Source organism: Nocardia sp. NPDC056064, assembly GCF_042266925.1.
Taxonomy (GTDB): Bacteria; Actinomycetota; Actinomycetes; order Mycobacteriales; family Mycobacteriaceae; genus Nocardia.
This window is the reverse complement of record NZ_JBHJWO010000001.1, coordinates 2667201-2689942: the sequence shown is the minus strand read 5'-3', so window position 1 is coordinate 2689942 and position 22742 is coordinate 2667201. Positions and strand designations below refer to the sequence as shown.

The window sequence follows — 22742 nt, the reverse complement described above, 5'->3', positions numbered from 1 at the left end:
ACCACCCCGTGCTCACTACACACACCCGGCATAGCCTCGCTCAACACCAGTTCCGTCGGCCCACCGGCACCCACCGGCACCCACGCCGAATCGACCTCGGTACCGAACACCACCCGCCGCCGCCCACCCCCACTCATGGGCGCGGCCGGAAAGTCGGAAGGGCCGTCATCGACCGCCTGCCTCAGATGCGGGGGAGGTCCTGGGGGCGGGGGGCCAGGCCGCTGGAGTAGGAGCCGGACCAGGCCATGACGTTGGCTACGTAGGCCATGGAGTTGTTGTAGCGGAGGATGGCCTTGGACTGCTGGGAGAGGTCGCGCATGTTGAGGCCGCCGTCGCAGAGGTAGCGGCCCGCGGTGAGGGCGGCGTCGAAGAGGTTCTGGGGGTCGGCGATGCCGTCGGCGTTGCCGTCGGCGGCGTAGCGCTGCCAGGTCTCGGGGAGGAACTGCATCGGGCCGATGGCGCGGTCGTAGCCGCCGAGGCCGTCGAGCTCGCCGCCGTCGCTGTCGTGGATGACGTTGTTGCCGTAGAGGCTGCCGTCGAGGACCGGGCCGTAGACGGCCTTGATCGGGTTGCCCTGCGCGTCGGCCTTGCCGTAGGCGTGGGTGGACTCGACGCGGCCGATCCCGGCCAGCAGCGACCAGTTCATCCCGCAGTGCGGATTCTCCACGGCCAGTTGCTCTTCGGCGCTCTGGTAGGCGGCGACCGCGATACCGGGAATGCCGAGCGGTCCGGCGGGTAGGTCGGAGGCGGCTCGGTCGTCCGGCAGCGCAACGGTTTTGACGACCGGTGCGGCCGACGCCGACTGCTTGGCCTCCATGTGCGCCACTTCCGCGACCTCGGCCAACGGTGCTCCGGCGAGCTCGGCGACCTCCTGATCGGCCTCGGGCAGATCATGTTCGACCGCGGCGGCGGTCGCGGTGGTCACGTCGGTCGCGGCCGCGGTGACGGCCACGAGCCCGGCGGGGACCAATCCGGTCAGTGCGATGAGCGAACTACGGCGAACGGTGGTGGCTGGCTGTTTCCGATGGCGGCCCATAGGTCGAGATTACCGCACCCGAGATCTTTTTGTTACCCCTCTGTGATCTGAATTCCGGTTTGATTTCAGGGAATCACGGGCCCGGCGGGCAGCGGGATGACGATGTTGAACGGCAACGTGATCGCGGGCTGCGGTGCCACGGGCGCCGGGGCGGGCTCGGGTTCCGGCGCGGGCTCCTCGGCCGGTGCGACACCGGGTTCCGGCGTCTTCTCCGGTGCGGTGGGCGCGGGAGTCGGCGCGGGCGCGGCCTCGGCGGGCGTGCACTCGGCCGCGTCGGCGGGTGCGGGCACGACCGGCTCCGCGGGCGCGGCCGGGTCCTTCGGCGCGGCCGCACCATAGGTCTGCTCGACCGGCTGCTGCGCGGGCTGCTCGGCGGGTGCCAGCGGATTCGGCATCTGCGCGGGCTGCGGTTCGCTCACACAGGTTTCGGGCACCACCGGCGCGGGACAGAAGATGCCGCAGGGGATCGGCGGCAGGCCGGGCAGGGTGATCATCACCTGGGTCGGCGTGGTGGTCTTCGGGGTGTTCGGCGGCAGCTGGTTGGCCGTCGACGGCGGGGCCGCGGTGGTGGGGGTGTCGGTGGAGGCGGCCAGCACGTTCGGCGAGACCAGCGGCGCGCTGCCCGGCGGCACGATCTCCGGGGAGATGGCGACCTGGCTCGGCGCGCCACCGTTGCGGTAGGCCGCCGACCAGCTCAGCACATTGGCCGCGTAGGACATGGAGTTGTTGTAGCGCAGCACCGCCCGCAGTTCCTGGGACGCCTCGCGCAGGTTCAGCCCGCCCGAGCACAGGTACTTGCCCGCGCCGAGCGCCGCGTCGAAGACATTGTGCGGATCGGCCACGCCGTCGCCGTTGCCGTCGGCGGCGTAGTGCGCCCAGGTGCTGGGCAGGAACTGCATCGGGCCCACGGCGCGCACGAATCCGCCGTCGGCCTCCTTGATGACCTCGTTACCCGGCAGCGTGCCGTCCAGCGCCGGGCCGAAGATGGGGGTGGTCGTGGTGCCCGCGGCGTCGGTGCTGCCACTGCTGGCGTGCCCGGACTCGATCCGGCCGATGCCTGCGAGCAGGTTCCAGGTGAGCCCGCAGCCGGGCTCGGCGGTCTCCATCGCGAGCTCGGCATTGCGGTAGGCGGCCAGCACGATCTCCGGGATGCCCAGCGCGCCGCTGCCGGTGGGCAGCGAAATGCTTTGCAGCGGAACGGTTCCGGCGAAGGGGGCGGCGCTGTTGGCCGACGGGCTGAGCGCGCGCAGCTTGCGCGGGGCCTCCTGGGAGACCGGCAGCAGGCCGACCACCTCCGAGAGCGGGGCTTCGGAATCGGCGGTGCTGCTCGCGTTCGCGGCCAGCAGGGCCTCGGGGGCCTGCGGCGCGGTGCTCGGGTTGGTGGAGTGCGCGGCCGAACCCGAGGCGACGAGTCCCGCCACTACCAGGGCCGACATCGTGATCGGAGTAGAGATTCGCATTGGCGACACACCAGCCCTTTACGTCGAAGCAGCGGCACCGCAGAGTCCCCCCTCCGGCCCGCCCGGAACAACGTGATCCAGGTTACCTACCGGTCAGGAAGTTGTTGAGCATTTCCGGTCATGCATCTGGAGCGCCTGGCGAAATCGGGGCGGAAGAGGGCGTTTGACCGGAGGTTTTCTTGCGGACGGCTTTTCGCTTTTTGTCCGTTGTCGGCGCGCCGCCGGGCGTGGTGACCGCGTCGATGCGGTCGAGCACCTCTTTGATCTCCTCGAGCTCGCGGCGCAGGTAGTCGCGGGTGGCCACATCGCCGACCGCCAGCCGCAGCGAGGCCAGCTCGCGGGCCAGGAATTCGGTGTCGGCCTTGGTCTGGGCGGCGCGGGTGCGGTCTTCCTCGAGGGCGACCTTGTCGCGGTTGTCCTGGCGGTTCTGCGCCAGCAGGATCAGCGGCGCGGCGTAGGCGGCCTGGGTGGAGAAGGCCAGGTTGAGCAGGATGAACGGGTACGGGTCCCAGCGCAGCGACACCGCGAACACATTGAGCACGATCCACACCACGACGATCACGGTCTGGATCGCCAGGTAGCGGCCGGTGCCGAGGAAGCGGGCCACCTTCTCGCTGGCGCTGGCGAACGCGTCGGAGTCCCAGTCGAAGCGCAGTCGCGAGCCGACCGGCGTCTCCAGGCGCTGCCGGGCGGGGCTCTTCTCACTCACTGCGGATCTCCTCCTCGGTGTGCGCCAGTGGCGGCTCTTCCTCGCGCCAGTCCTCGGGCAGCAGATGATCGAGCACGTCGTCGACGGTCACCGCGCCGAGCAGATGGTTCTCCGCGTCGACCACCGGCCCGCACACCAGGTTGTAGGTGGCGAAGTAGCGGGTCACCGCGGCCAGCGGCAGCTCGGCCGACAGCGGCGACAGATCCGCGTCGACGATCCCGCCGACCAGATGCGCGGGCGGTTCCCGCAGCAACTGCTGGATGTGCACACAGCCCAGGTAGCGGCCGGTGGGTGTGGCCGTGGGCGGCCGCACGACGAAGGCCATGGAGGCCAGCGCCGGGGTCAGGTCGGGATCGCGGACCCGCGCGAGCGCCTCGGCGACGGTGGTGGACGGACTCAGCACCACCGGTTTGGTCGTCATCAGGCCGCCCGCGGTGTCGGGGGAGTGCGCGAGCAGGCGGCGCACCGGCTCGGATTCCTCCGGGTCCATCAGCGCGAGCAGCGATTCGGCCTCGCTCTCGGGCAGCTCGCCCAGCAGGTCGGCGGCGTCGTCGGGGTCCATGGCCTCGAGCACGTCGGCGGCGCGGTGCACCTCGAGGTGGCCGAGCAGATCGACCTGGTCGTCGTCGGGCAGTTCCTGGACCACGTCGGCGAGGCGCTCGTCGTCCAGGGCGATGGCCACCTCGACGCGGCGCTTCTCGGGCAGTTCGCGCAGCCGGTGTGCCACATCGGCCGGGCGCAGGCCCTCGAACTGCGACAGCAGCGTGGTGACGTCCTGTCCCGGCCTGCCGACCACGGCCGGCGTCAGCCCGACGACCTGCGACCAGTCGACCACGTGCACGGTGCGCCGCCGCCCGAGGCGCCGGTGCCCGCGCACCGCGACCCGCCCGATCACCCAGTCGCGGGTGCGGGTCTGCTCGATGCCGAGATCGGCGACGAAGACCGCGACCCCGTCCAGGTCGGGCAGGCCGGGGTCGTCCACGCGAACCTGCGTGTCCACGATCTGGGCCAGCGCCAGCATCTCGCCCGGTCGCTGGGCGAATCGGCGCAGGCTGACGGTGCCGGTATTGAGCGTGACCATGCCCGGTTCGATCGCGGTGACCCGCAGCATCGGCACGAAAATCCGCCGCCGGGTGACCAATTCGACCACCAGCCCGTGCACCCGCGGTTGCTGGCGCCCGTACCGGACGGCCACGACCACGTCACGGACCCGGCCGATAGACTCCCCGTCCGGACCCAGCACCGTCAGGCCGGCGAGCCGGGCGACGTACACCCTGGTGGTTGCCATGATCATCAGGCTAGGCGGTCCGCTACGGCCGGTCACCACACGCCACGGCCGGTGTGACGAACAACAGGAGGCCCCATGCAGCCCCGTCGCTCGGTGCTCGCCGTGCCAGGCAGCAATCCCAAGATGATCGCCAAGGCCAAGGGCCTGCCGGTGGACGAGGTGTTCCTCGACCTGGAGGACGCGGTCGCGCCCGGCGCCAAGGTCGCGGCGCGGGCCAATATCGTTGCCGCGCTCAACGAGCCGGGGTGGGGTGAGCAGCTGCGCGTGGTCCGGGTCAACGACTGGTCGACCGAGTGGACCTACGCCGATGTCATCCAGGTGGTCGAGGGCGCGGGCGCGGTGCTCGACGCGATCCTGCTGCCGAAGGTGACCGACGCCGGTCAGGTCCAGGCACTGGATCTGCTGCTGACCCAGCTGGAGAAGGCCAGCGGACTCGAGGTGGGCCGCATCGGCATCGAGCCGCAGATCGAGAACGCGCTGGGCCTGCGCAATATCGACGCCATCGCCACCGCGAGCCCGCGCGTGCAGACGCTGGTGTTCGGCCCCGCCGATTTCATGGCCAGTATCAATATGCGCACCCTGGTGGTCGGCGAGCAGCCGGAGGGCTACGACGTCGGCGACGCCTACCACCACATCCTGATGACCATCCTGCTCGCCGCCCGCGCCCACGGCCTGCAGGCCATCGACGGCCCCTACCTGCAGATCCGCGATCTCGACGGCTTCCGCCGCGCCGCGAGCCGCACGGCCGCACTCGGTTTCGACGGTAAGTGGGTGCTGCATCCGACGCAGGTCGACGCGGCCAACGAGATCTTCAGCCCCCGTCAGCGCGACTACGACCGCGCCGAGCAGATTCTCGACGCCTACGCCTTCCACACCTCGGCCGAGGGCGGCGCGCGCGGCGCGGTCATGCTCGGAGATGAGATGATCGACGAGGCCAGCGCGAAAATGGCCAAAGTGATCGCCGACAAGGGTCGAGCAGCCGGAATGAAGCGGTCGGACGCCTGATCCGGGAGCCCGCGATCACAGAACGGGCATACCGGACATTTTGGAGACGCGTTTCACTCCACCACACCCACCCCGGACCTAGCAGAATGGGACTATGACGAATCCCTTGGGCAACCCGAATCGCGGACGGCAGGCGTTGCCGACGCCGCCGTCGGGCTGGCCGGTCGGCTCGTATCCGACCTACGCCGAAGCGCAGCGCGCGGTCGACTACCTGGCCGACGGGCAGTTCCCGGTGGGCGATGTGACCATCGTGGGTGTCGACCTGATGCAGGTCGAGCGGGTGCTCTACCGGCTCACCTGGGGCAAGGTCATCGGCGGCGGTGTAGTCTCGGGCGCCTGGCTCGGCCTGTTCCTCGGCCTGCTGCTGAGCCTGTTCACGACCACCGGTGGCGCGCTGGGCCCGCTGGTCGTCGGCCTGGTCGGCGGCATCATCTTCGGCGTCATCACCACCTCGATCCCGTACGCGGCCACCAAGGGCCAGCGCGACTTCGCCTCGACCATGCAGTTGGTCGCGGGCCGCTATGACGTGCTGTGCGACCCGAAGAGCGCCGAGCGCGCCCGCGACATGCTGGCCCGATTGGCGCTGTGAGCCGATGGACGTGGTGAACACGGTCCGCACCGCGGTGCTGGACCACTACGAAGTCGCGCGCGACCAGGTCGACGCGGCCTCGGTGACCTTCCTCGGCCTGGAACCGATCGAGATCCTGCGCATCCCCGGCGACGGCGTGGTCCACTACGCCACCCTCGGCGGCTCCCGCCACCCCATGGGAGACCCGTCCGACCTGCTAGCCGACCCGCTGCGCGGCCCCCGCGCCGAACTGGTACTCACCCTGCTCCTGAGCGCCGGACCACAGGCCGGGGTGGCCCGCTCGCTGGGCGTACTGGTCGCCACCCCGTCGGTGGAAGGCGTTGTGCTGCAAGCCGACGCGCTACTCGACCTCGGGGAACCACTGTGGCGCAACGCCATCTTCACCGCGGTGCTGCTCGGCGAGAGCGAGGTGCCCGAGGTGGCACTACCCGAACCGGCCGAACCGGTGCGCTATCTCAGCGTCACCCCGATCACCGCGACCGAGGCCGCCTGGGTCCGGGTACGCGGCGCACAGGCCCTACGCGACGCCTGGACCGAGGCAGGCATCGACGTCCGCGACCCGTCCCGCGGCGCAGTGAACCTCTAGAGCCATGTATTTCGCCGATCTCAGCCCCTACACCTATATTCGGGTTCCTGCGGATTGTGGTCGAGTTCTAAATGTCGGCTGGCTCTCCGTCGATGAACCGTTTCCGACCGGAGAAACATCCCGCCAATTTGTGGCCCGATTGCAAAAGGTGGCAAAAAAGCGCATCAACATGACTCGGGGATACCATGGGTGTGAGTTTTGCGCGTCCGAACTCCTGGCTGAAGCCGGAGAAGAAATGGCTGGGCTTCAAATACATGATGAGCTGGTCGGTTTGGAAGCGCTGGGGAACGGGGAGATTCTGGTACGAGGGGCGGCGGGTGAATGCTATATTGCACCGGTGATGATCGTTCATTACATTGAGCTTCATAATTATTTGCCTCCCCAGGAATTCATAGATGCGGTGTTGAACGGGGCCGCGTTCGGGTGATCGGCGCAAAGATCCCGATCCGGCGATCGGTTCGTAGTATTTTCGTAGTATTAGAGCCACTTGTTGCGGCGGAAGCTGCGGAACAGCATGGCGCACAACACTGCCATCACCAGCAGTACGACCGGGTAGGCGGCGGGTTGGTGTAATTCCCACATGTAGTCGAAATTCATGCCGTAGACGCCGGCGATCATGGTGGGTACCGCGGCCATGGCGGCGTAGGCCGAGATCTTGCGCATGTCGGTGTTCTGCTGGACGCTGATCTTGGCCAGGGCCGCGTTGACCAGGCCGCTGAGCGCCTCGTCGAAGAAGGTGATGTGTTCGGAGACGCTGGTGTGGTGGTCGGCCACGTCGCGCAGGTAGGCCCGGATCTCCTGGGGCACCGGTAGTTCCTTGTTGTGCACCAGCAGTTGCAGCGGCAGGCCCAGCGGCGCGACCGAGCGGCGTAGCTCCACCACCTCGCGCTTGAGCTGGTAGATCGCCTCGACCCCGATCTTGGAGTTCGGCGTGAACACCGCCTCCTCCATCTCGTCGATGTCCTGCTCGACCGATTCGGAGACCTCCACATACGAGTCGACCACGTGATCGGCCACCGTGTGCAGCACGGAGTACGGGCCCAGGCGCACCTGGTCGGGATCGGCCTCGAGTTCGCGGCGGACGCCGGTCAGGCCGGTGTGCTCGCCGTGGCGCACGGTGATGGCGAAGTGCTCGCCGGTGAAGACCATGATGTCGCCGGTCTCGACGATCTCGCTGATCGCGTCGATGTCGTGCTCGACGTAGCTGACCGTGCGCATCACCAGGAACAGCGTGTCGTCGTAGCGTTCCAGCTTGGGCCGCTGACGGCCCTGCACCGCGTCCTCCACGGCCAGCGGGTGCAGCCCGAAGATCTGCGCGATCTCGCTCATCTGCGCCTCATCGGGATCGTGCAGGCCCAGCCAGACGAAACCGTCCTCGCTGCCGCGCGCCTCGGTCAGCGCTTGTTCCGGGGTGAAGTGCCCGGGTCGCCGCTTGCCGTCGATGTAGACGCCGCAGTCGACGATGGCCCGCGCGGTGGGGACGGGGACCCGGGGTCGCGGGCTCGTGCGCGCGCGGCCGGACCCGCGCCAGGACGGCATCGGGGGCAGAGTCGGCACGTGTCGATGGTACGGGCAGCGTCTGGTTTCCCGGACGGATCGCCCGCGCGTGGGCACCGCACGGTAAGACTGAGGGGTGCGCATCGATCTGCATACCCATTCCACGGCGTCCGACGGCACCGACACCCCGGCCGAACTGGTGCGCCGTGCCGCGGCGGCCGGGCTCGACGTCGTCGCCATCACCGATCACGACACCACCGGTGGCTGGGCCGAGGCCGAGGCCGCGCGCCCCTCGGGACTGACGCTGGTGCGCGGGATGGAGATGTCGTGTCAGGGCATGGGGGAGGACGGGTATCCCGTCCCCGTGCATCTGCTGGCCTACCTGTTCGACCCCACCGACGCCGGTTTCGCCGAGGAGCGCGAGCGGCTGCGCGCCGAGCGGGTGGCCAGGGTGCGCGCGATGGCCGACAAGATGGTGGCCGACGGCCTGCCGATCGACCCCGACGCGGTGCTCGCCGGCGCGGGCCCGGCGGCGGGCAGGCCGCATCTGGCGCGGGCGCTGGTCGCGGCGGGGGTGGTCGAGAGCGTCGACGCGGCGTTCGTCGACCTGCTGGCCCCACACGGTCCGTACTACGCCGAGAAGGCCGACACCCCGCTGACCACGGCGGTGCGGCTCATCGCCGCGGCGGGCGGGGTCAGCGTGCTGGCCCATGTGCGGGCCCGCAAACGCGGCCGTCTGCTCGCCCTCGACGAGATCAGGGAACTGGCCACGCTCGGCCTGGGCGGTCTCGAGATCGATCATCCCGACCACAGCGCCGCCGATCGCGCGGTGCTCACCGACCTCTCCGCCGAACTCGGCCTGCTGCGCACCGGCTCCTCGGACTATCACGGCAGCAACAAGACGATCGCGCTCGGCGCCTGCCACACCGATCCCGAGCAGTTCGAGGCGCTGATCGGTAAGGCCAGCGGTGTCCCGGTGATCACCTCGTGACGCTGTTGCGCGGGATCAGCGGCGTCGTCGCCGGTGGCGTCGTGGTGCTGCTGTGCGTGGTGATCGGCGCCGCCGTGATGGGCGCGCGGCGCGATTTCCCCGGGCCCGGTGCCGCGTCGCTGGGCTGGCATGTGGTGGCGGCGGTGGTGGTCGTCGGCGCGCAACTCGTGGCGGATCGCGGCCGTGGTCCGGCGGCGTTGTCGGGGTCGGCGATCGTTCTGGTCACGACCGGTGTACTGCTTTGGACACAATGGTGGGGTTGACCGCCGCGTAGTGGTTGCGGGCAGGTGAATGAGCGGCGAACATTTCTCTTTGTGACCAGCATCGAGACGGATGTTCTGATCCTCGGCGGCGGTCCCGCCGGGCTCTGGGCCGCCGTCGCCGCCGCGGCCGCCGGTGCGCGCGTGGTGCTGGCGGACAAGAGCCGCAGCGGATCGAGCGGTCCCACCGTGCACGGCACCACCGTGCTGTGGGACATCGCCCCCGGTCCGGAACGGGCCGAGGCGGTGGCCGCGAGCATCGCGCGCGGCGGCGGCCTGGGCGATCCGGTCTGGCTGGAGAGGGTGATCGACGAGACGCACCGTCGGCTGCGCGGCTGGACCGGGCCGGTGCGGCGCACGCCCGCCCCCGGCCCGCCGCGCGTGTACCTCGACGGCGCGAGCTATCTGCGCAGGCTGCGCCGCGGTGCGCTGGCGGCGGGGGTACGCGTCCTCGATCATCACCCGGCGCTGCAACTGCTCGTCGACCCGGCGGGCACCGTCGTCGGCGCGGCGGGCCTGCAACGGCACCACCGGTTCCGCCCGTGGACCATCCGGGCGGGGGCGGTGGTGGTGGCCACCGGCGGCTGCGCCTTCCTGTCCGGCGGCGCGGGCACCGAGGTGAACACCGGGGAGGGCCTGCTGATGGCCGCCGAGGCGGGCGCCGAACTGGCGGGCATGGAGTTCTCCAGCGCCTACGGTCTGGCCCCGGTCCCGGCCCGGCTGTACTCCGCCCTCGCACCGGGGCCGTCTATGCCGTTCGCGGTGCTCTACGACGAGGCGGGCACCGCGCTCCCGGCCGGTGACGGCACCGCCCTGGCCGCCATCGCCGAGGGCCGCCGGGTCTTCGCGGCCCTGCGCGAGACCCCGGAACCGCTGCGGTCGTGGCTCGGCCGCCACGGCGCCGTCGACGCGGCGGGGCGGGTGCCGGTGCGCGCGGTGCTCGAGGGCACCATCGGCGGCGCGGGCGGTCTCGCGCTGACCGGTCCCGACTGCGCGACCACCGTGCGCGGCCTCTACACCGCGGGCGACCTGGCCGGGCGCGAACTCGTCGCCGGGGCGGCGGGCACCGCGGGCGGACTCAGCGGCGCGTGGGCCGTGGCCTCGGGCAGCTGGGCCGGTGCGGGTGCGGCCGCCTTCGCCCGGTCGACCGAGTGGGCGGGCAGCGCGCGCCCGGTCCCCGGCGCCGGCCTGGGCCCGCGCGCCCACATCGACCCGCGCTCGGTCGTCGGCCTGGTCCAGGAACACACCCTGCCGCTGCGCCGCAGCTACCGGCGCAGCGCGGGCAGCCTGGGCGACAGCATCGCCGAACTCGACGCCATGTGGCCGGGCGCGCAGTTCGAACTCGGCGGCACCGGCGCGGCCCAGTTGCGCGCCCGCCAGGCCGCCGCGCTGCTCGCCGTCGCCCGCTGGGCCGGCTACAGCGCGCTGGTGCGCACCGAGTCGCGCGGCATCCACCGCCGCACCGACCATCCCGACCCGGCCGCGGACTGGCGTGCGCGGCTGCGCTGTGGTGGGCTGGACGAGGTCTGGGTGCGCCGCGAACAAGGCCCGCAACCCCTGGGCGACGAACTCACCGCGCCACGCCCGGCCGCGGTGTGATTGTTCACCGGCTGTTCCCCGTCAGCTGCGAGTTTTCTCTTACCCCGCGGCAATTCGGCGTCGCTACGCTCGACAGATGACGCGCTGTCGGCGGACACCCCGCACCGGTTTGGCAACTGGTCGGCCCGGCTGGCAGAATGTTGCGGATTCCCTTCCCTCGCCACCGCCGGGTTCGGGAAACCTGGTGACCTCCCGCCACGCGACGCACCGTCGCGGCCGAGGGACCACCCTTTGTTCGCCCGGACCACCCGTCCGGCTCCGCACCCTGGATCAGTGCCGCGCCCCGCGACCGGTTGTGACCGGTATCCGCGTCGGGCTGCGCGTCCGGTGAGCGCTCATGAAGAACCGTAACCCGATATACCCGGCGGTAACCGTCCCCCGGTTGAGTCCGACTCGAGCAGGAGTGAAATCGTGTCATCTGTGACTGACGCACCGAATGCCACCGCGGCGCCCCAGGCCGATGATGCAGCGAGTTTGGCTGCCATCACCCACGACGAGATCTTCGCGGGACACCTCGGCGGCAAGCTGTCGGTAGAGCTCAGTGCCCCGCTCGAGACCCAGCGCGACCTGTCCATCGCCTACACCCCGGGCGTCGCCCAGGTCAGCCGGGCCATCGCCGAGGACGCCGCGCTCACCAAGACCTACACCTGGACCGACCGCCTCGTGGTCGTCGTCAGCGACGGCACCGCCGTGCTCGGCCTGGGCGACATCGGCCCGCGCGCCTCGCTGCCGGTGATGGAGGGCAAGGCCGCGCTGTTCAAGAAGTTCGCGGGCCTGAACTCCATCCCGCTGGTGCTCGACACCACCGACCCCGACGCGATCGTGGAGACCCTGATCCGCCTGCGCCCGAGCTTCGGCGCGGTGAACCTCGAGGACATCTCCGCCCCGCGCTGCTTCGAGATCGAGCAGCGGGTCATCGAGGCGCTGGACTGCCCGGTCATGCACGACGACCAGCACGGCACCGCCATCGTGGTGCTCGCCGCGCTCAAGGGTGCCGCCGCCCAGCAGGGCCGTGACATGTCCGCCCTGAAGGTGGTCGTCTCCGGTGCCGGTGCCGCCGGTGTGGCGTGCGCCAACATCCTGCTCGCCGCGGGCATCCCCGACGTGGTCGTGCTCGACTCCAAGGGCATCGTCAGCGCCGGTCGCGACGGCCTCAACGGCGTCAAGGCCGACCTGGCCGCCCGCAGCAACCCGCGCGGCCTGACCGGTGGCCCGGCCGAGGCGCTGGCCGGTGCCGATGTGTTCCTGGGCCTGTCCGCGGGCACCATCGGCGAGGAGCTCATCGCCTCGATGGCGCCGGAGTCGATCGTGTTCGCCATGTCGAACCCGGACCCGGAGATCCACCCCGAGGTGGCCGCCAAGTACGCCGCCATCGTGGCCACCGGCCGCAGCGACTTCCCGAACCAGATCAACAACGTGCTCGCCTTCCCCGGCGTGTTCAAGGGTGCGCTGGACGCGGGCGCTCGCCGCATCACCGAGGGCATGAAGGTCGCCGCCGCCGACGCCATCTTCAACGTGGTCGCCGGTGAGCTCGCGGTCGACAAGATCATCCCGAGCCCGCTGGACCCGCGCGTGGCCCCCGCCGTCGCCGAGGCCGTGGCCGCGACCGCGCGCGCCGAGGGTGTCGCGTAGTTCGTCGTCCCGCGACAGCGCCCCCGTTCCGGACCGGAGCGGGGGCGCTGTCGCATTCTCTGGGATCATCGGGGCATGGCATCGATCACCGTGCAGTTCCCGGACGAGATGGCCGCGGAGCTCGTCGCCGCGGCCGAGGCGGCGGGCGTCGGGGTGAACGTCGTCCTCGTGCAGGCCGCGCAGGACTGGCTGCACGCCCAGGCCCAGCGCGCCCACGAACGGGCCAGGATGCGGGCGGTGCTGGCCGACGACCCACACCTGCGCGCCCTGCTGGGCGATGACTAACCGATCGGGGAATTCAAGCCCTGCGCGGTGATCCACGCCAGCGCGGCCGCCTTCGGCTCGATCCTGCCGGGCCCGGAGACCGCGGTGTTGAGCGAAATCAATTCCGTGGTGGTGAGTTTCGCCGACACCGCGTCGAGGACCGCCACCGCTTTGTCGGTCTTCTTCGCGGCATTGAACAGCGGCACCACATTCTGCGCCGCGAAATTGCGCTTCGGATCGGCGAGCACCACCAGATCGTTCTGCGCGATGGCGGGGGAGGTGGTGTAGATGTCGGCGGCGAGGACCTTTCCGTCGACCAGCGCGCGCACCGTCGCCGGACCGCCGTGGTCGTCGATCGCCTCGAAATTGCCCGCGCTGATGTCGAGCCCGTAGTTCTTCTTCAGCCCGGGCAATCCGCCGGGCCGCTGCGCGAATTCCGGCTGGGCGCCGAAGGTCACCTCGGCCGAATGCGGTGCCAGATCGGCGATGCTGCTCAGCTTCCATTTCTCGGCGGTGGCCCGGGTGACCACCACCGCGTCGGAATCCTGGCCGGGCGCGGGAGTCGCGATGGCCAGTTCCTCGCCGAGCACGCCGGGCAGGGCCGCGGTGACCTCGTCCGCGGTGGTGGCGGTGGCGTCGTTGTCGAGGTAGCGCAACAGGTTTCCGGTGTATTCGGGAATCAGCGAGATCGCGCACTGGCGCAGCGCCGGGAGATAGGTCTCGCGATCACCGATATTGAACTCGGTGTCGACCTTGAAGCCATTGATGCGTAAGACCTCGGTGTAGATCGTGGCGACTGTCTCGGATTCGGGAAAGTCGGCCGAACCGATGATCAGCGCGTCGCTGGCGCAATCGCCCTTGGCGGCCATCGGATCGGTGTTGCCGCACGCGGAGACGATCATGGCGGCGGCGAGAGCGACAGCGGCCGCGAGTACCCGTCCGGCCCGGACCACGAGGCGGCGAGCCGGTCGGCGATGTCCTGGAGAGGCGGTGAACGCGGTTTTCACTGGGGTCCTTCCGGCAAAGGCGGGCAGTGCGCTGTGCATGCGTCCCGGGGGCCGCAGGTACATTCTGGGTGGTAATACTGCCCGCGTCGCGCCGAAATGCGTGGGTGGACGGCGAATACGGGAAGTTGGTGTCGGAGGCGATGGTCGCGCGCGCGGTGCGTCGGGGTATGGCCGCGATCCTGGTGACGGCCGGTGCGATGGCCGCCGTGTCCTGCGCCGATACCGATGATCGGCCCATGGTCGCGGTCGGTGCGGACAGCTCCACCGAGTCGGTGGTACTCGCCGAGATCTACGCCCAGGCCCTGGCGCGTACCGGTACCCGCACCAGCGTGGTGACCGGTCTGACCGACCCGCAGGCCGCGCTCGACGCGGGCCGCGTCGCGGTCCTGGCCGCCCGCAACGGCGAATTGCTCGACCGCTGGAATCTCGCTTCACCCGCCCGCGAGCCCGCCGCCGTCGCCGCCGCCGTCAACGCGGCGCTGCCCGCCGGGCTCAGTGTGTCCGACGCCGCCGACGGCACCGATCTGCGTCCCCGTGTGGTCCGCCCCGAGGCCGCCGTGGCCGCCGACGGCATCCGCACCGTCACCGCGCTGGCCCCCGCCTGCGCCACCCTCACCGTCGGCGCCGTCGCCCCGGCCTCGGACGACGACCCGTCCGCACAGCTCGTCACCGGCTGCGCCCCCGCCACCGTCCACCCCTACCCCGACCTCGCCGCCCTGCGAACCGACCTGCTGAACAACACGATCCAGGCCGGCCTCACCGACGGCCCCGGCGGCGACCTCACCGGCCTCACGGTCCTCGCCGACCCCGGCTACGCGATCCGCGCCCAGAACATCCTGGCCCTCTACCGCAGCGGCATCTTCGACCGCCAGCAGGTCAAGAAGCTCAACTACGTCGCGGGCGAACTCACCACCGACGACCTCCTCGCCCTCATCGCCGAGGTCGACACCGGCACCGCCCCCGCCACCGCCGCCCGCCACTGGCTCGACGCCCACGCCCTCTGAACCACGTCCCGCCGGACGCTCAGCGGGTGGGCGTGACCCGCACGTCGAGCTTGCCGACGAAAGTCGCGTCCCGAATGGCCACGTCGGTGTTGGCGGGAATCGAACACAGCATGTTCACCCCACCGCGCGCCACATCGATCGTCGCCGGTGTGAACTCCGCATCGCCCCGGCGCCGCTCCTCGAGAAACTTGGTGATCGTGGTGCGCTGGTCCTCGGCATCCTGCTCGAGATACACACCGCACGTCGTATCCCCACCCTCGTTGAGCGCCCGCCCGACCTCCCCACACCCCACCGTCACAGCCACGAGCACCCCCAACACCGGCCCGATCCGATACATCCCCACAGCGATCCCCCCGCCACGACCGTCACCCCCGAGTCTACGGCGCCCCAACCCCTTCCGGACCCCTTCCATCGACTCGCCGGTCCGCCCGGCGGATACCGCCGGACACCCGATGCATACTGGGCCGATGCCGGCGACCGACATCATCGACTACGGCCCGAACATCCTGTCGCGCATCATCGACCACTCCGGCGAGGCGCTAGCCATCGACATCGGCGCACCCACGCAAGACCCGGCTTCCGGCGAGTGGCTCTGCCGCTACCGCATCGAGAACACGACCACCGGCTCGTCCACTGGCGCCGACCCCCTTGCCGCGATCTACACCGCCCTCGCCGCCATCGATGCCGACCTGGCCCGCGCCGCGGAATCCGGCACCGCCTACACCGTCTTCGGCCAGGCCGACCACGGCCTGCCGAGGCTCCCCGGCGCGCCACGATGAGCACCACCGCCCTGGACACACCGATCGCGACCAGAGTCCTCGCCACCCCCGACGGCCCGGTCACTGTCGTCTTCGGCCGCCCGTACCCGCGGCCGGACGACCCGCGAATCACCCTGTGCCCCTGCCGAATCGGTGACCGTCCCGTGAACCTGGTCCCCGGCCTGGACGACATCCATGCCTTCCTGACCGCGGTCCGCCTGGTCGGCGCGGTCCTCGGCCTCCCCGCCGACTGGCCCGTCACCCAGCCGTCCGCGGCGTGATCCCGGCGCAGGTCAGCTCGAACCGCCGCCAGCCGCTGCCCTCGCCGCGCGGGAGCTTTGCCGTGAACACCCATTCGCCGGTTTTGCGGTGCCGGGTGGAAGCGCTGAGCGTGCAGGTCACAGGGGTGCCGTCGGCGGTGCGGGCGACGATCGGGTCCATGCGTCGGGTGTGGGGGCCGGGCATCGCGGTCGGGTCGACGATGGTGATGCTCCAATCGTCGGCGAACGCCTGCGCCTGTCTCAGCTGGTGGCCGCTGGCGCCCGATCGCAGCATCCACTCGAGCAGCCACGCGGTGAACAGCACCGGGACGAACAGGATCAGCGCGATCCCGAAACAGGATCGTGACGGCGCCGGCTTGCCCTCGACGAATCGGTAGAAGCGAACGGCCCGGGTCACGACGAACACGGCGGCCAGGATCGCGAGGCCGACCAGGGTCGACCAGATGTCGAAACCGACCGCGCGCCAGTCGGTGTAGACGGTGTAGGTGTTCGATCCGGAGCCGGGGACACCCAGGGAACCATCCGCGCGGAACTGCTGTACCGTCCGATCTCCGGTCGCGCACAGTCCCGTGCGCCGCCAGCCGCCGGGCACCTCGCGGTAGCACGCGCCGGTGATCCACCGCAGTGCGAAACAATGTCCGGACCAGAGTATTTCGCCGTCCGTGCCGCAGCGCCGGGCCGACGATGCCGTCACCACGGCATTGCTGTTCACGCTGTTGTCGCAGGGTGCCGGAGTAGGCGCGGGGATGGTCTCGCTCGGGATATCGCCGAACGCGGGCACATGCGCGCAGTCGCCGATACGCATCGCCGCCAGCACCTGTGCCGGGGCACCGGGATCGTAAGTCCCGTACGGCGAGCACGCGGCCGAGAATCCCGCGCAGACCAGCAGGCACATCAGGACCCCCACACGAGTCCACACTCTCGACACTCGCCCATTCTGCCCGGCGGGCCGACCCGCGTTCGCCGATTCCGCACGGCTGCGCCGGGCCGCAGGGGTAGCTCTTGCCGCCGTCTGTTCCGCTCCGTATATTCCTACTGGAATATTTGGTTCGGAGCAGGGAGGTGGGGTGGTGGGGCAGGTGGGCCGGGGGGTGATGTCGCCGTTGGCGGTCGCGGTGCTCGCGCTGCTGGACGAGCGGCCGATGCATCCCTACGAGATGTATCAACTGCTGGTGGCGCGGCGGGAGGATCTGCTGGTCAAGGTGCGGCCGGGGTCGCTGTATCACGCGGTGGCGCGGCTGGCCGACGACGAGATGGTCGCCGCGGAGGGCACCGATCGGGCGGGTAACCGGCCCGAACGCACCACCTACCGGATCACCGAATCCGGGCGCACCGCCTTGCGCGAGCGGATCGCCGAGCTGCTGAGCACCCCCGCGCGCGAGTACCCGATCTTCCGGCTGGCGCTGGCCGAGGCGCACAGCCTGCCGCGCGAGCAGGTCGTCACGCTGCTCGGCGAGCGGGTCGCGCACCTGCGCCACGAACTCGCCGACATCGACGCGCTGATCGACTGGACCCGTGACCGTGCCATGCCGCGCCGGTACTGCATGGTCCTGGAGTACATCCGCACCACCCTGCACGCCGAACTGACCTGGATCGAGGGCTTCGCCGCCGAACTCGGCAGCGGCGCCGTCGAGTGGGAGGAGTTCGACCCCGGCACCGGCGAACGCGTCATCAGCGGTATCGGGACCGAGGACGACTGGCCGAGCCGCGACCACCCCATACCGCGACCCCGCTGGGTGGACGTTCCCGCCCGCGGCTGATATCCGCGCTTCATCTTCTCGATAGGAACCACTTCGATGACTGACCGACGCAATCCGTGGCCCGCGCTGTTCGCGCTGGTCGTCGGATTCTTCATGATCCTGCTGGACATGACGATCGTCGCGGTCGCCAACCCGGCGATCATGACCGAGCTCGACACCGACATCTCCAACGTCATCTGGGTCACCAGTGCCTACCTGCTCACCTACGCGGTGCCGCTGCTGGTCACCGGCCGCCTCGGTGACCGGTTCGGGCCCAAGAACATCTACCTGATCGGCCTGGCGGTCTTCACCGTCGCCTCGCTGTGGTGCGGTCTGTCGGGCAGCATCGGCATGCTGATCGCGGCGCGCGCGGCCCAGGGCATCGGCGCGGCGCTGATGACGCCGCAGACGATGGCCGTCATCACCCGCACGTTCCCGCCGGACAAGCGCGGCGCGGCGATGGGTCTGTGGGGCGGCGTGGCCGGTCTGGCGACGCTGGTCGGCCCGATCCTGGGCGGTGTGCTGGTCGACAATCTCGGCTGGGAGTGGATCTTCTTCGTCAACGTGCCGGTCGGCATCATCGCGTTCGCACTGGCCGTGTGGCTGGTGCCGGCGCTGCCGACCAGCGAGCACAAGTTCGACATCGTCGGCGTGGTGCTCAGCGGTGTCGGCATGCTGGCGCTGGTGTTCGGCATCCAGGAGGGCAACGCGCAGGACTGGTCGCTGCGTATCTGGCTGCTCATCGGCTTCGGTGTGGTGATGCTGGTGGTGTTCGTGATCAACCAGACCCGCAACACCGGCGAACCGCTGGTGCCGATGAGCCTGTTCCGCGACCGCAATTTCGCGCTGTCGAACCTGGCGATCGCGGCGATGGGTGCCGCGGTGACCTCGCTGATGGTGCCCTCGTACTTCTATCTGCAGGCCGTGCGCGAGATGTCGCCGACCACCTCGGCGCTGGTGTTCGCGCCGATGGCGCTGGCCACCGGTTTCACCGCGCCGTTCATCGGCCGGATCTCCGACAAGCTGCCGCCCCGGCTGGTGCCGACCATCGGTTTCACGCTGTTCGCGGCCTCGGTGTTCGCCTTCGCGGCGCTGATGCGCCCGGATTCGTCGATCGTCTGGTTCCTGCTCGCGGCCACTCTGGCCGGCTTCGCCAACGCCTGCATCTGGGCTCCGCTGGCCTCGATCGCCACGCACAACCTGCCGGTCGCGCAGGCCGGTGCGGGGGCGGGTGTCTACAACACCACCCGCCAGGTCGGTTCGGTGCTGGGCAGCGCGGCCATCAGCGCGCTGATCGCCGCGCGCCTGACCGCCAACGGCCTCGGTGGCGGCGGTCCGGTCGGCGAGGGTGCCGCCACCGGCCCCCTTCCGCCGCAGATCCTCGACGAGTTCAGCACCGCCCTGGGCCAGTCGATGATCCTCCCGGCCGCCATCCTCCTCATCGGGGTCGTCGCCTCGGCGCTGTTCGTGGGTCACACCAAGTCCGCCGCCCCCCGCCCGCAACTCGAGAAAGCCGACGCGGGCGTCTGATTCTCCCCTCGAGCCGCCCGTCGCGAACTGTCGCGACGGGCGGCTCTGTGCTGTGTGCCGTCCACCCCGGTGGACGTCGACCGGAAAGGGGTCTCTGCCAGCGCGGATATCCGCGCCGAGACCGGTCGGAGTGGGGGTGACCCATTCGTGACGGCGGAAACCCTGTGCGGATCGTGCTCGAAAAACTACGCTATGTAGTAGTCGTGATGGGCAGGAGGACCCCATGCCGGAGACCACCACCGATCCAGCCGACCGGGCCTTGCGGGCGACGACCGCGGTGTTCGCCGTGGCGCTGTTCGTGCATGCCGGGGATCACTTCTGGCGGGGGCTGAACGTCTGTTCGGCGCTGGTCAACGCGCTGGGCACGCTCCAGCTGTTGTTCGCGGTGCTGACCATCGTGCTGGTGTTCCGCGGGCACAGCGCGGCACCCCTGGCGGCGACGATCGTCGGGTTTGCCAGTGCGGCCGGCTTCATCGTGGTGCACATACTGCCCGACTGGTTCGGGCCGCTCAGCGACAGTTTCATCAACGCGCCGCCGCAGGCCCGCGTCACCGGGTTCTCCTGGTTCGCCGCACTGTTCGAGATCGGCGCCGACATCGCCATCGGTATCGCGGGCCTCTACGCCCTGCGCGCCCGCCGGACGATCCCGGCCCCGGTTTCCTAGCCTCGCGAAAGACCCGCTGACCGGCGGCGCGTCGGCGCCACGAAGCGCCGGGTGCGCGCCGCCGGTCGGTAGTCTGCGCGGCATGACAGCACGTTCTCTTCCTCGATTCGTGTCTGCAGCTCTTCTGGCAGCCGCGATTCCGCTGGTAGCGCCCACCCATCCGGCCACCGCGGCGCCCTGCGCCGACATCGAGGTGGTCTTCGCCCGCGGGACCGCCGAGCCCGGCGGCGAACTCGGTCTCACCGGCACGTCCTTCGTCGAGGCGGTGCGCCTGAACGCCGGCGGCCGCTCGGTCGGCGCCTACGGCGTGAACTACCCGGCCAGCAGCGATTTCACCGACCGCCTCGCCTTCGCCCACACCGTCCTGCGCGGCATCGACGACACCCAGCGGCGCGTGGAATACCTCGCCGCCGCCTGCCCCGGCACCCGGATCGTGCTCGGCGGTTACAGCCAGGGTGCGGCCGTGGCCGGTTTCGCGCTCGGCGCCGACGCGCCCGCGGGCGTGCCCACCGAATACCTGTCCTACATTCCCGAACCGCTGGCACCCGAGATCGCCGAGCACATCGCCGCGGTCGCCCTGTTCGGCAAACCCTCCGAACGCTTCCTCACCGACGCGGGCGCCCCCGTCGTCACCGTCGGCGACCCCTACGCGGGCAAGACCATCGACCTGTGCATCCCCACCGACAACATCTGCGACGGTTCCCCCCTCGCCCAACCCAACGCCGTCCACACCCTCTACGCGGTGAACGGAATGACCCTCACCGCAGCAGAATTCGCCGCCCAGCGCTACTGAGTCATTTGCGGCTGGCGCCGCGGGGGTTTCGGCCCCTCGAGCCTCACGTCCGAGGAGCGATACTCCGGCTGCGCCGTTACGTCTCGCCCCTCGGACGCGAGGCGGCCGAAACCCCGTGGTTGTCGAGATATGACGAACGGCCGGCCGCGCATACACTGCGCGACCGGCCGTTTCGTACCAGTGAGACCTACGAGTAGATCTTGTCCACCTCGGAGGCGTACTGCTTCATCACGACGGCGCGCTTGAGCGACATCTTCGGGGTGAGCTCGCCACCCTCCTGGGTCCAGTCGACCGGCAGGATGCGGATCTTCTTGATCGCCTCGGCCTTGGAGACCTTCTTGTTGGTCTCGTCGACCGCCGCCTGCACCTCGGCGACCAGCGCCGGGTTCTCGATCAGTGTCTCGATCGCGGTGTCGGCGGCGACGCCGTTGCGATCCTTCCAGCCCGGCAGGGCCTCCGGGTCGAGGGTGATCAGGGCACCGATGAACGGCTGCCCGTCACCGACGACCATGACCTGGCTGATCAGCGGGTGCGCGCGCAGGGAGTCCTCGAGCACGGCGGGGGAGACGTTCTTGCCGCCCGCGGTGACCAGGATTTCCTTCTTGCGGCCGGTGATGGTGATGAAGCCGTCGGCGTCGATGGCGCCCAGGTCACCGGTCTTGAACCAGCCGTCCTCGAAGGAGTCCGCGGTGGCCTCCGGGTTGCCCCAGTAGCCGTCGAACACGACCGAGCCCTTGAGCAGCAGCTCGCCGTCTTCGGCGATCTTGGCCGCGTGGCCCTGGATCGGGCGACCGACCGAACCCACGCGGATGAACTGCGGGGTGTTGACGCTGAACGCGGCGGTGGTCTCGGTCAGGCCGTAGCCCTCGTAGATGGTGACGCCGACGCCACGGAAGAAGTGGCCCAGGCGCGCGCCCAGCGGGCCGCCACCGGAGACAGCGGCCAGGCACTGGCCACCGAGGGCCGCGCGCAGCTTGCTGTAGACCAGCTTGTCGAAGACGAAGTGCTTGAGCTTGAGCAGCAGGTCGGGGCTGCCCTTCTCGAGCGCCTCGCTGTAGGCGATGGCGGTCTCGGCGGCGGCGTCGAAGATCTTGCCCTTGCCGCCGTCGTGCGCCTTCTGCTTGGCCGAGTTGTACACCTTCTCGAACACGCGCGGCACCGAGAGGATGAAGTCGGGCTTGAACTCGCCGAACTGCTCGACCAGGGTGGTCCAGTCCGAGCTGTGCCGGATGGTCACCTTCGAGTCGAAGGCGATCAGCGCGACCGCGCGGGCGAACACGTGCGCCAGCGGCAGGAACAGCAGGGTCTTCTGGCCCTCGGAGACGAACGCCGACAGCTCGATGCCGCCGGAGCGCGACTCGGCGTAGAGGTTCGCGTGGGTCAGCTGCACGCCCTTGGGCTTGCCGGTGGTGCCCGAGGTGTAGATCAGGGTGGCGGGGGAGGCCGCGCCGACCTGCTTGCGACGCTCGTGCACGACCGAGTCGTCGAGGTCGGTGCCGCGCTTGGTCAGCTCGTCGATCGCGCCCTTGTCGATCTGCAGGGTCTCGGCGAGCGCGGGCAGCGAACCGGCCTCGATCTCCTCGATGGTCGCGCGGTGCTTGTCGTTCTCGACGACGAGCAGCTTGGTCTCGGAGTCCTGCAGGATCCACTTGGCCTGCTCGGCGGCCGAGCTGTCGTAGATCGCGACGGTCACGCCACCGGCGGCCCAGATCGCGAAGTCCAGCAGCGTCCACTCGTACCGGGTGGCGGCCATGATGGCGACCCGGTCGCCCAGCTCGATGCCCGCGGCGATCAGGCCCTTGGCCACGCCGGTGACGGCCCGCTCGAACTGTGCCGCCGTGACGTCGTTCCAGCCGCCGCTGCCGTTCGGGACGTTGAACAAGACCGTGTTCGGCGTCTCCTGCGCGAAGCGGAAGACGTTGTCGGAATTGTTCGCATCGTCCGGGATGGTGTAGGAAGCCGGAACTTCGAACTCTCGCATCTGTGCCCTTCCAGTGGGTTCTACTCGCCAGTAATCTACGACACTCTCGGCCGGGTCGCGATATCGCCG

Annotated in this window: 25 protein-coding genes; 16 read left to right on the top strand and 9 right to left on the bottom strand. The window is 70.0% G+C overall.

Annotation, left to right across the window (positions count from 1 at the left end):
• Positions 1–181: 181 nt before the first annotated feature.
• The 4 genes from ACFC06_RS12285 to ACFC06_RS12270 all read right to left on the bottom strand — a co-directional run bounded on the left by ACFC06_RS12285 (position 182) and on the right by ACFC06_RS12270 (position 4493).
• Positions 182–1036, bottom strand: a complete 855-nt coding sequence (locus ACFC06_RS12285; RefSeq protein WP_375929818.1) for a lytic transglycosylase domain-containing protein — start codon at positions 1034–1036, stop codon at positions 182–184.
• Positions 1037–1101: 65 nt separating this feature from the next.
• Positions 1102–2472 carry a lytic transglycosylase domain-containing protein gene (locus tag ACFC06_RS12280; RefSeq protein ID WP_375929817.1) on the bottom strand — a complete coding sequence of 457 codons (1371 nt, stop codon included), beginning with the start codon at positions 2470–2472 and terminating at the stop codon, positions 1102–1104.
• Between the two features lie 142 nt (positions 2473–2614).
• Positions 2615–3205: a DUF1003 domain-containing protein gene (locus ACFC06_RS12275; protein WP_375929816.1), complete on the bottom strand. Its 591-nt coding sequence runs from the start codon at positions 3203–3205 to the stop codon at positions 2615–2617.
• Complete coding sequence (locus tag ACFC06_RS12270; RefSeq protein ID WP_375929815.1) at positions 3198–4493, bottom strand: magnesium transporter MgtE N-terminal domain-containing protein; 1296 nt, start codon at positions 4491–4493, stop codon at positions 3198–3200. Before ACFC06_RS12270 ends, ACFC06_RS12275 begins: the two co-directional genes overlap by 8 nt.
• A 75-nt stretch (positions 4494–4568) precedes the next feature.
• Between ACFC06_RS12270 and ACFC06_RS12265 the strand changes: the two genes are divergently transcribed.
• From ACFC06_RS12265 to ACFC06_RS12250, 4 genes are all read left to right on the top strand, one after another.
• A complete protein-coding gene (locus ACFC06_RS12265; protein ID WP_375929814.1) occupies positions 4569–5498 on the top strand; it encodes an HpcH/HpaI aldolase/citrate lyase family protein in 930 nt (309 codons plus the stop codon).
• Positions 5499–5592: 94 nt separating this feature from the next.
• Positions 5593–6087, top strand: a complete 495-nt coding sequence (locus tag ACFC06_RS12260) for a general stress protein (RefSeq protein WP_375929813.1) — start codon at positions 5593–5595, stop codon at positions 6085–6087.
• A gap of 4 nt (positions 6088–6091) precedes the next feature.
• The gene (locus ACFC06_RS12255; RefSeq protein ID WP_375929812.1) at positions 6092–6673 is read left to right on the top strand and encodes a suppressor of fused domain protein; all 582 of its coding nucleotides are present in this window, start codon (positions 6092–6094) and stop codon (positions 6671–6673) included.
• A gap of 4 nt (positions 6674–6677) precedes the next feature.
• Positions 6678–7100 (top strand): hypothetical protein, encoded by a 423-nt coding sequence (locus tag ACFC06_RS12250; RefSeq protein ID WP_375929811.1) that lies wholly within the window; start codon positions 6678–6680, stop codon positions 7098–7100.
• 50 nt (positions 7101–7150) lie between these two features.
• On the opposite strand, the gene ACFC06_RS12245 is transcribed toward ACFC06_RS12250, so the two are convergent.
• Positions 7151–8212, bottom strand: coding sequence for a magnesium and cobalt transport protein CorA (locus ACFC06_RS12245; protein WP_375935421.1), 1062 nt, complete (start codon positions 8210–8212; stop codon positions 7151–7153).
• Positions 8213–8306: 94 nt separating this feature from the next.
• On the opposite strand from ACFC06_RS12245, the gene ACFC06_RS12240 reads away from it, so the two are divergent.
• The 5 genes from ACFC06_RS12240 (at position 8307) to ACFC06_RS12220 (ending at position 12937) form a co-directional block, all read left to right on the top strand.
• A complete protein-coding gene (locus tag ACFC06_RS12240; protein WP_375929810.1) occupies positions 8307–9161 on the top strand; it encodes a PHP domain-containing protein in 855 nt (284 codons plus the stop codon).
• Positions 9158–9424, top strand: coding sequence for a hypothetical protein (locus ACFC06_RS12235; RefSeq protein ID WP_375929809.1), 267 nt, complete (start codon positions 9158–9160; stop codon positions 9422–9424). The genes ACFC06_RS12240 and ACFC06_RS12235 overlap by 4 nt, the downstream gene beginning before the upstream one ends.
• Before the next feature lie 51 nt (positions 9425–9475).
• Complete coding sequence (locus ACFC06_RS12230) at positions 9476–11020, top strand: FAD-binding protein (RefSeq protein WP_375929808.1); 1545 nt, start codon at positions 9476–9478, stop codon at positions 11018–11020.
• Between the two features lie 420 nt (positions 11021–11440).
• Positions 11441–12652, top strand: coding sequence for an NADP-dependent malic enzyme (locus ACFC06_RS12225; protein WP_375929807.1), 1212 nt, complete (start codon positions 11441–11443; stop codon positions 12650–12652).
• A gap of 75 nt (positions 12653–12727) precedes the next feature.
• Positions 12728–12937, top strand: coding sequence for a hypothetical protein (locus ACFC06_RS12220; RefSeq protein WP_375929806.1), 210 nt, complete (start codon positions 12728–12730; stop codon positions 12935–12937).
• Here the strand turns inward: ACFC06_RS12220 and ACFC06_RS12215 are convergent.
• Positions 12934–13818, bottom strand: coding sequence for an ABC transporter substrate-binding protein (locus ACFC06_RS12215; protein ID WP_375935418.1), 885 nt, complete (start codon positions 13816–13818; stop codon positions 12934–12936). The two genes, ACFC06_RS12220 and ACFC06_RS12215, sit on opposite strands and share 4 nt — an antisense overlap.
• 233 nt (positions 13819–14051) lie before the next feature.
• Between ACFC06_RS12215 and ACFC06_RS12210 the strand changes: the two genes are divergently transcribed.
• Positions 14052–14927: a transporter gene (locus ACFC06_RS12210; protein ID WP_375929805.1), complete on the top strand. Its 876-nt coding sequence runs from the start codon at positions 14052–14054 to the stop codon at positions 14925–14927.
• Between the two features lie 19 nt (positions 14928–14946).
• Here the strand turns inward: ACFC06_RS12210 and ACFC06_RS12205 are convergent, their stop codons facing one another.
• Complete coding sequence (locus tag ACFC06_RS12205; RefSeq protein ID WP_375929804.1) at positions 14947–15162, bottom strand: hypothetical protein; 216 nt, start codon at positions 15160–15162, stop codon at positions 14947–14949.
• A gap of 232 nt (positions 15163–15394) precedes the next feature.
• Between ACFC06_RS12205 and ACFC06_RS12200 the strand changes: the two genes are divergently transcribed.
• A complete protein-coding gene (locus ACFC06_RS12200; RefSeq protein ID WP_375929803.1) occupies positions 15395–15706 on the top strand; it encodes a DUF6968 family protein in 312 nt (103 codons plus the stop codon).
• Complete coding sequence (locus tag ACFC06_RS12195; protein ID WP_375929802.1) at positions 15703–15966, top strand: hypothetical protein; 264 nt, start codon at positions 15703–15705, stop codon at positions 15964–15966. The genes ACFC06_RS12200 and ACFC06_RS12195 overlap by 4 nt, the downstream gene beginning before the upstream one ends.
• On the opposite strand, the gene ACFC06_RS12190 is transcribed toward ACFC06_RS12195, so the two are convergent.
• Positions 15944–16873 (bottom strand): hypothetical protein, encoded by a 930-nt coding sequence (locus ACFC06_RS12190; protein ID WP_375929801.1) that lies wholly within the window; start codon positions 16871–16873, stop codon positions 15944–15946. The two genes, ACFC06_RS12195 and ACFC06_RS12190, sit on opposite strands and share 23 nt — an antisense overlap.
• A gap of 187 nt (positions 16874–17060) precedes the next feature.
• Between ACFC06_RS12190 and ACFC06_RS12185 the strand changes: the two genes are divergently transcribed.
• From ACFC06_RS12185 to ACFC06_RS12170, 4 genes are all read left to right on the top strand, one after another.
• Positions 17061–17726: a PadR family transcriptional regulator gene (locus ACFC06_RS12185; protein ID WP_375935415.1), complete on the top strand. Its 666-nt coding sequence runs from the start codon at positions 17061–17063 to the stop codon at positions 17724–17726.
• Between the two features lie 36 nt (positions 17727–17762).
• On the top strand, positions 17763–19235 hold the full coding sequence (locus tag ACFC06_RS12180; RefSeq protein WP_375929800.1) for a DHA2 family efflux MFS transporter permease subunit: 1473 nt from the start codon (positions 17763–17765) through the stop codon (positions 19233–19235).
• A gap of 223 nt (positions 19236–19458) precedes the next feature.
• Positions 19459–19899 carry a hypothetical protein gene (locus tag ACFC06_RS12175; protein ID WP_375929799.1) on the top strand — a complete coding sequence of 147 codons (441 nt, stop codon included), beginning with the start codon at positions 19459–19461 and terminating at the stop codon, positions 19897–19899.
• 82 nt (positions 19900–19981) lie between these two features.
• Complete coding sequence (locus tag ACFC06_RS12170) at positions 19982–20692, top strand: cutinase family protein (RefSeq protein ID WP_375929798.1); 711 nt, start codon at positions 19982–19984, stop codon at positions 20690–20692.
• Positions 20693–20879: 187 nt separating this feature from the next.
• On the opposite strand, the gene ACFC06_RS12165 is transcribed toward ACFC06_RS12170, so the two are convergent.
• The gene (locus ACFC06_RS12165) at positions 20880–22673 is read right to left on the bottom strand and encodes an AMP-dependent synthetase/ligase (RefSeq protein WP_375929797.1); all 1794 of its coding nucleotides are present in this window, start codon (positions 22671–22673) and stop codon (positions 20880–20882) included.
• Between the last annotated feature and the right edge of the window lie 69 nt (positions 22674–22742).

Bases quoted from the DNA above. Each gene is read 5' to 3' on its own strand.
- ACFC06_RS12285 (WP_375929818.1), bottom strand. From the start codon at position 1,036: ATGGGCCGCCATCGGAAACAGCCAGCCACCACCGTTCGCCGTAGTTCG.
- ACFC06_RS12280 (WP_375929817.1), bottom strand. From the start codon at position 2,472: ATGTCGGCCCTGGTAGTGGCGGGACTCGTCGCCTCGGGTTCGGCCGCG.
- ACFC06_RS12270 (WP_375929815.1), bottom strand. From the start codon at position 4,493: ATGGCAACCACCAGGGTGTACGTCGCCCGGCTCGCCGGCCTGACGGTG.
- ACFC06_RS12265 (WP_375929814.1), top strand. From the start codon at position 4,569: ATGCAGCCCCGTCGCTCGGTGCTCGCCGTGCCAGGCAGCAATCCCAAG.
- ACFC06_RS12260 (WP_375929813.1), top strand. From the start codon at position 5,593: ATGACGAATCCCTTGGGCAACCCGAATCGCGGACGGCAGGCGTTGCCG.
- ACFC06_RS12255 (WP_375929812.1), top strand. From the start codon at position 6,092: ATGGACGTGGTGAACACGGTCCGCACCGCGGTGCTGGACCACTACGAA.
- ACFC06_RS12250 (WP_375929811.1), top strand. From the start codon at position 6,678: ATGTATTTCGCCGATCTCAGCCCCTACACCTATATTCGGGTTCCTGCG.
- ACFC06_RS12245 (WP_375935421.1), bottom strand. From the start codon at position 8,212: ATGCCGTCCTGGCGCGGGTCCGGCCGCGCGCGCACGAGCCCGCGACCC.
- ACFC06_RS12220 (WP_375929806.1), top strand. From the start codon at position 12,728: ATGGCATCGATCACCGTGCAGTTCCCGGACGAGATGGCCGCGGAGCTC.
- ACFC06_RS12215 (WP_375935418.1), bottom strand. From the start codon at position 13,818: ATGATCGTCTCCGCGTGCGGCAACACCGATCCGATGGCCGCCAAGGGC.
- ACFC06_RS12200 (WP_375929803.1), top strand. From the start codon at position 15,395: ATGCCGGCGACCGACATCATCGACTACGGCCCGAACATCCTGTCGCGC.
- ACFC06_RS12195 (WP_375929802.1), top strand. From the start codon at position 15,703: ATGAGCACCACCGCCCTGGACACACCGATCGCGACCAGAGTCCTCGCC.
- ACFC06_RS12185 (WP_375935415.1), top strand. From the start codon at position 17,061: ATGTCGCCGTTGGCGGTCGCGGTGCTCGCGCTGCTGGACGAGCGGCCG.
- ACFC06_RS12180 (WP_375929800.1), top strand. From the start codon at position 17,763: ATGACTGACCGACGCAATCCGTGGCCCGCGCTGTTCGCGCTGGTCGTC.
- ACFC06_RS12175 (WP_375929799.1), top strand. From the start codon at position 19,459: ATGCCGGAGACCACCACCGATCCAGCCGACCGGGCCTTGCGGGCGACG.
- ACFC06_RS12170 (WP_375929798.1), top strand. From the start codon at position 19,982: ATGACAGCACGTTCTCTTCCTCGATTCGTGTCTGCAGCTCTTCTGGCA.
- ACFC06_RS12165 (WP_375929797.1), bottom strand. From the start codon at position 22,673: ATGCGAGAGTTCGAAGTTCCGGCTTCCTACACCATCCCGGACGATGCG.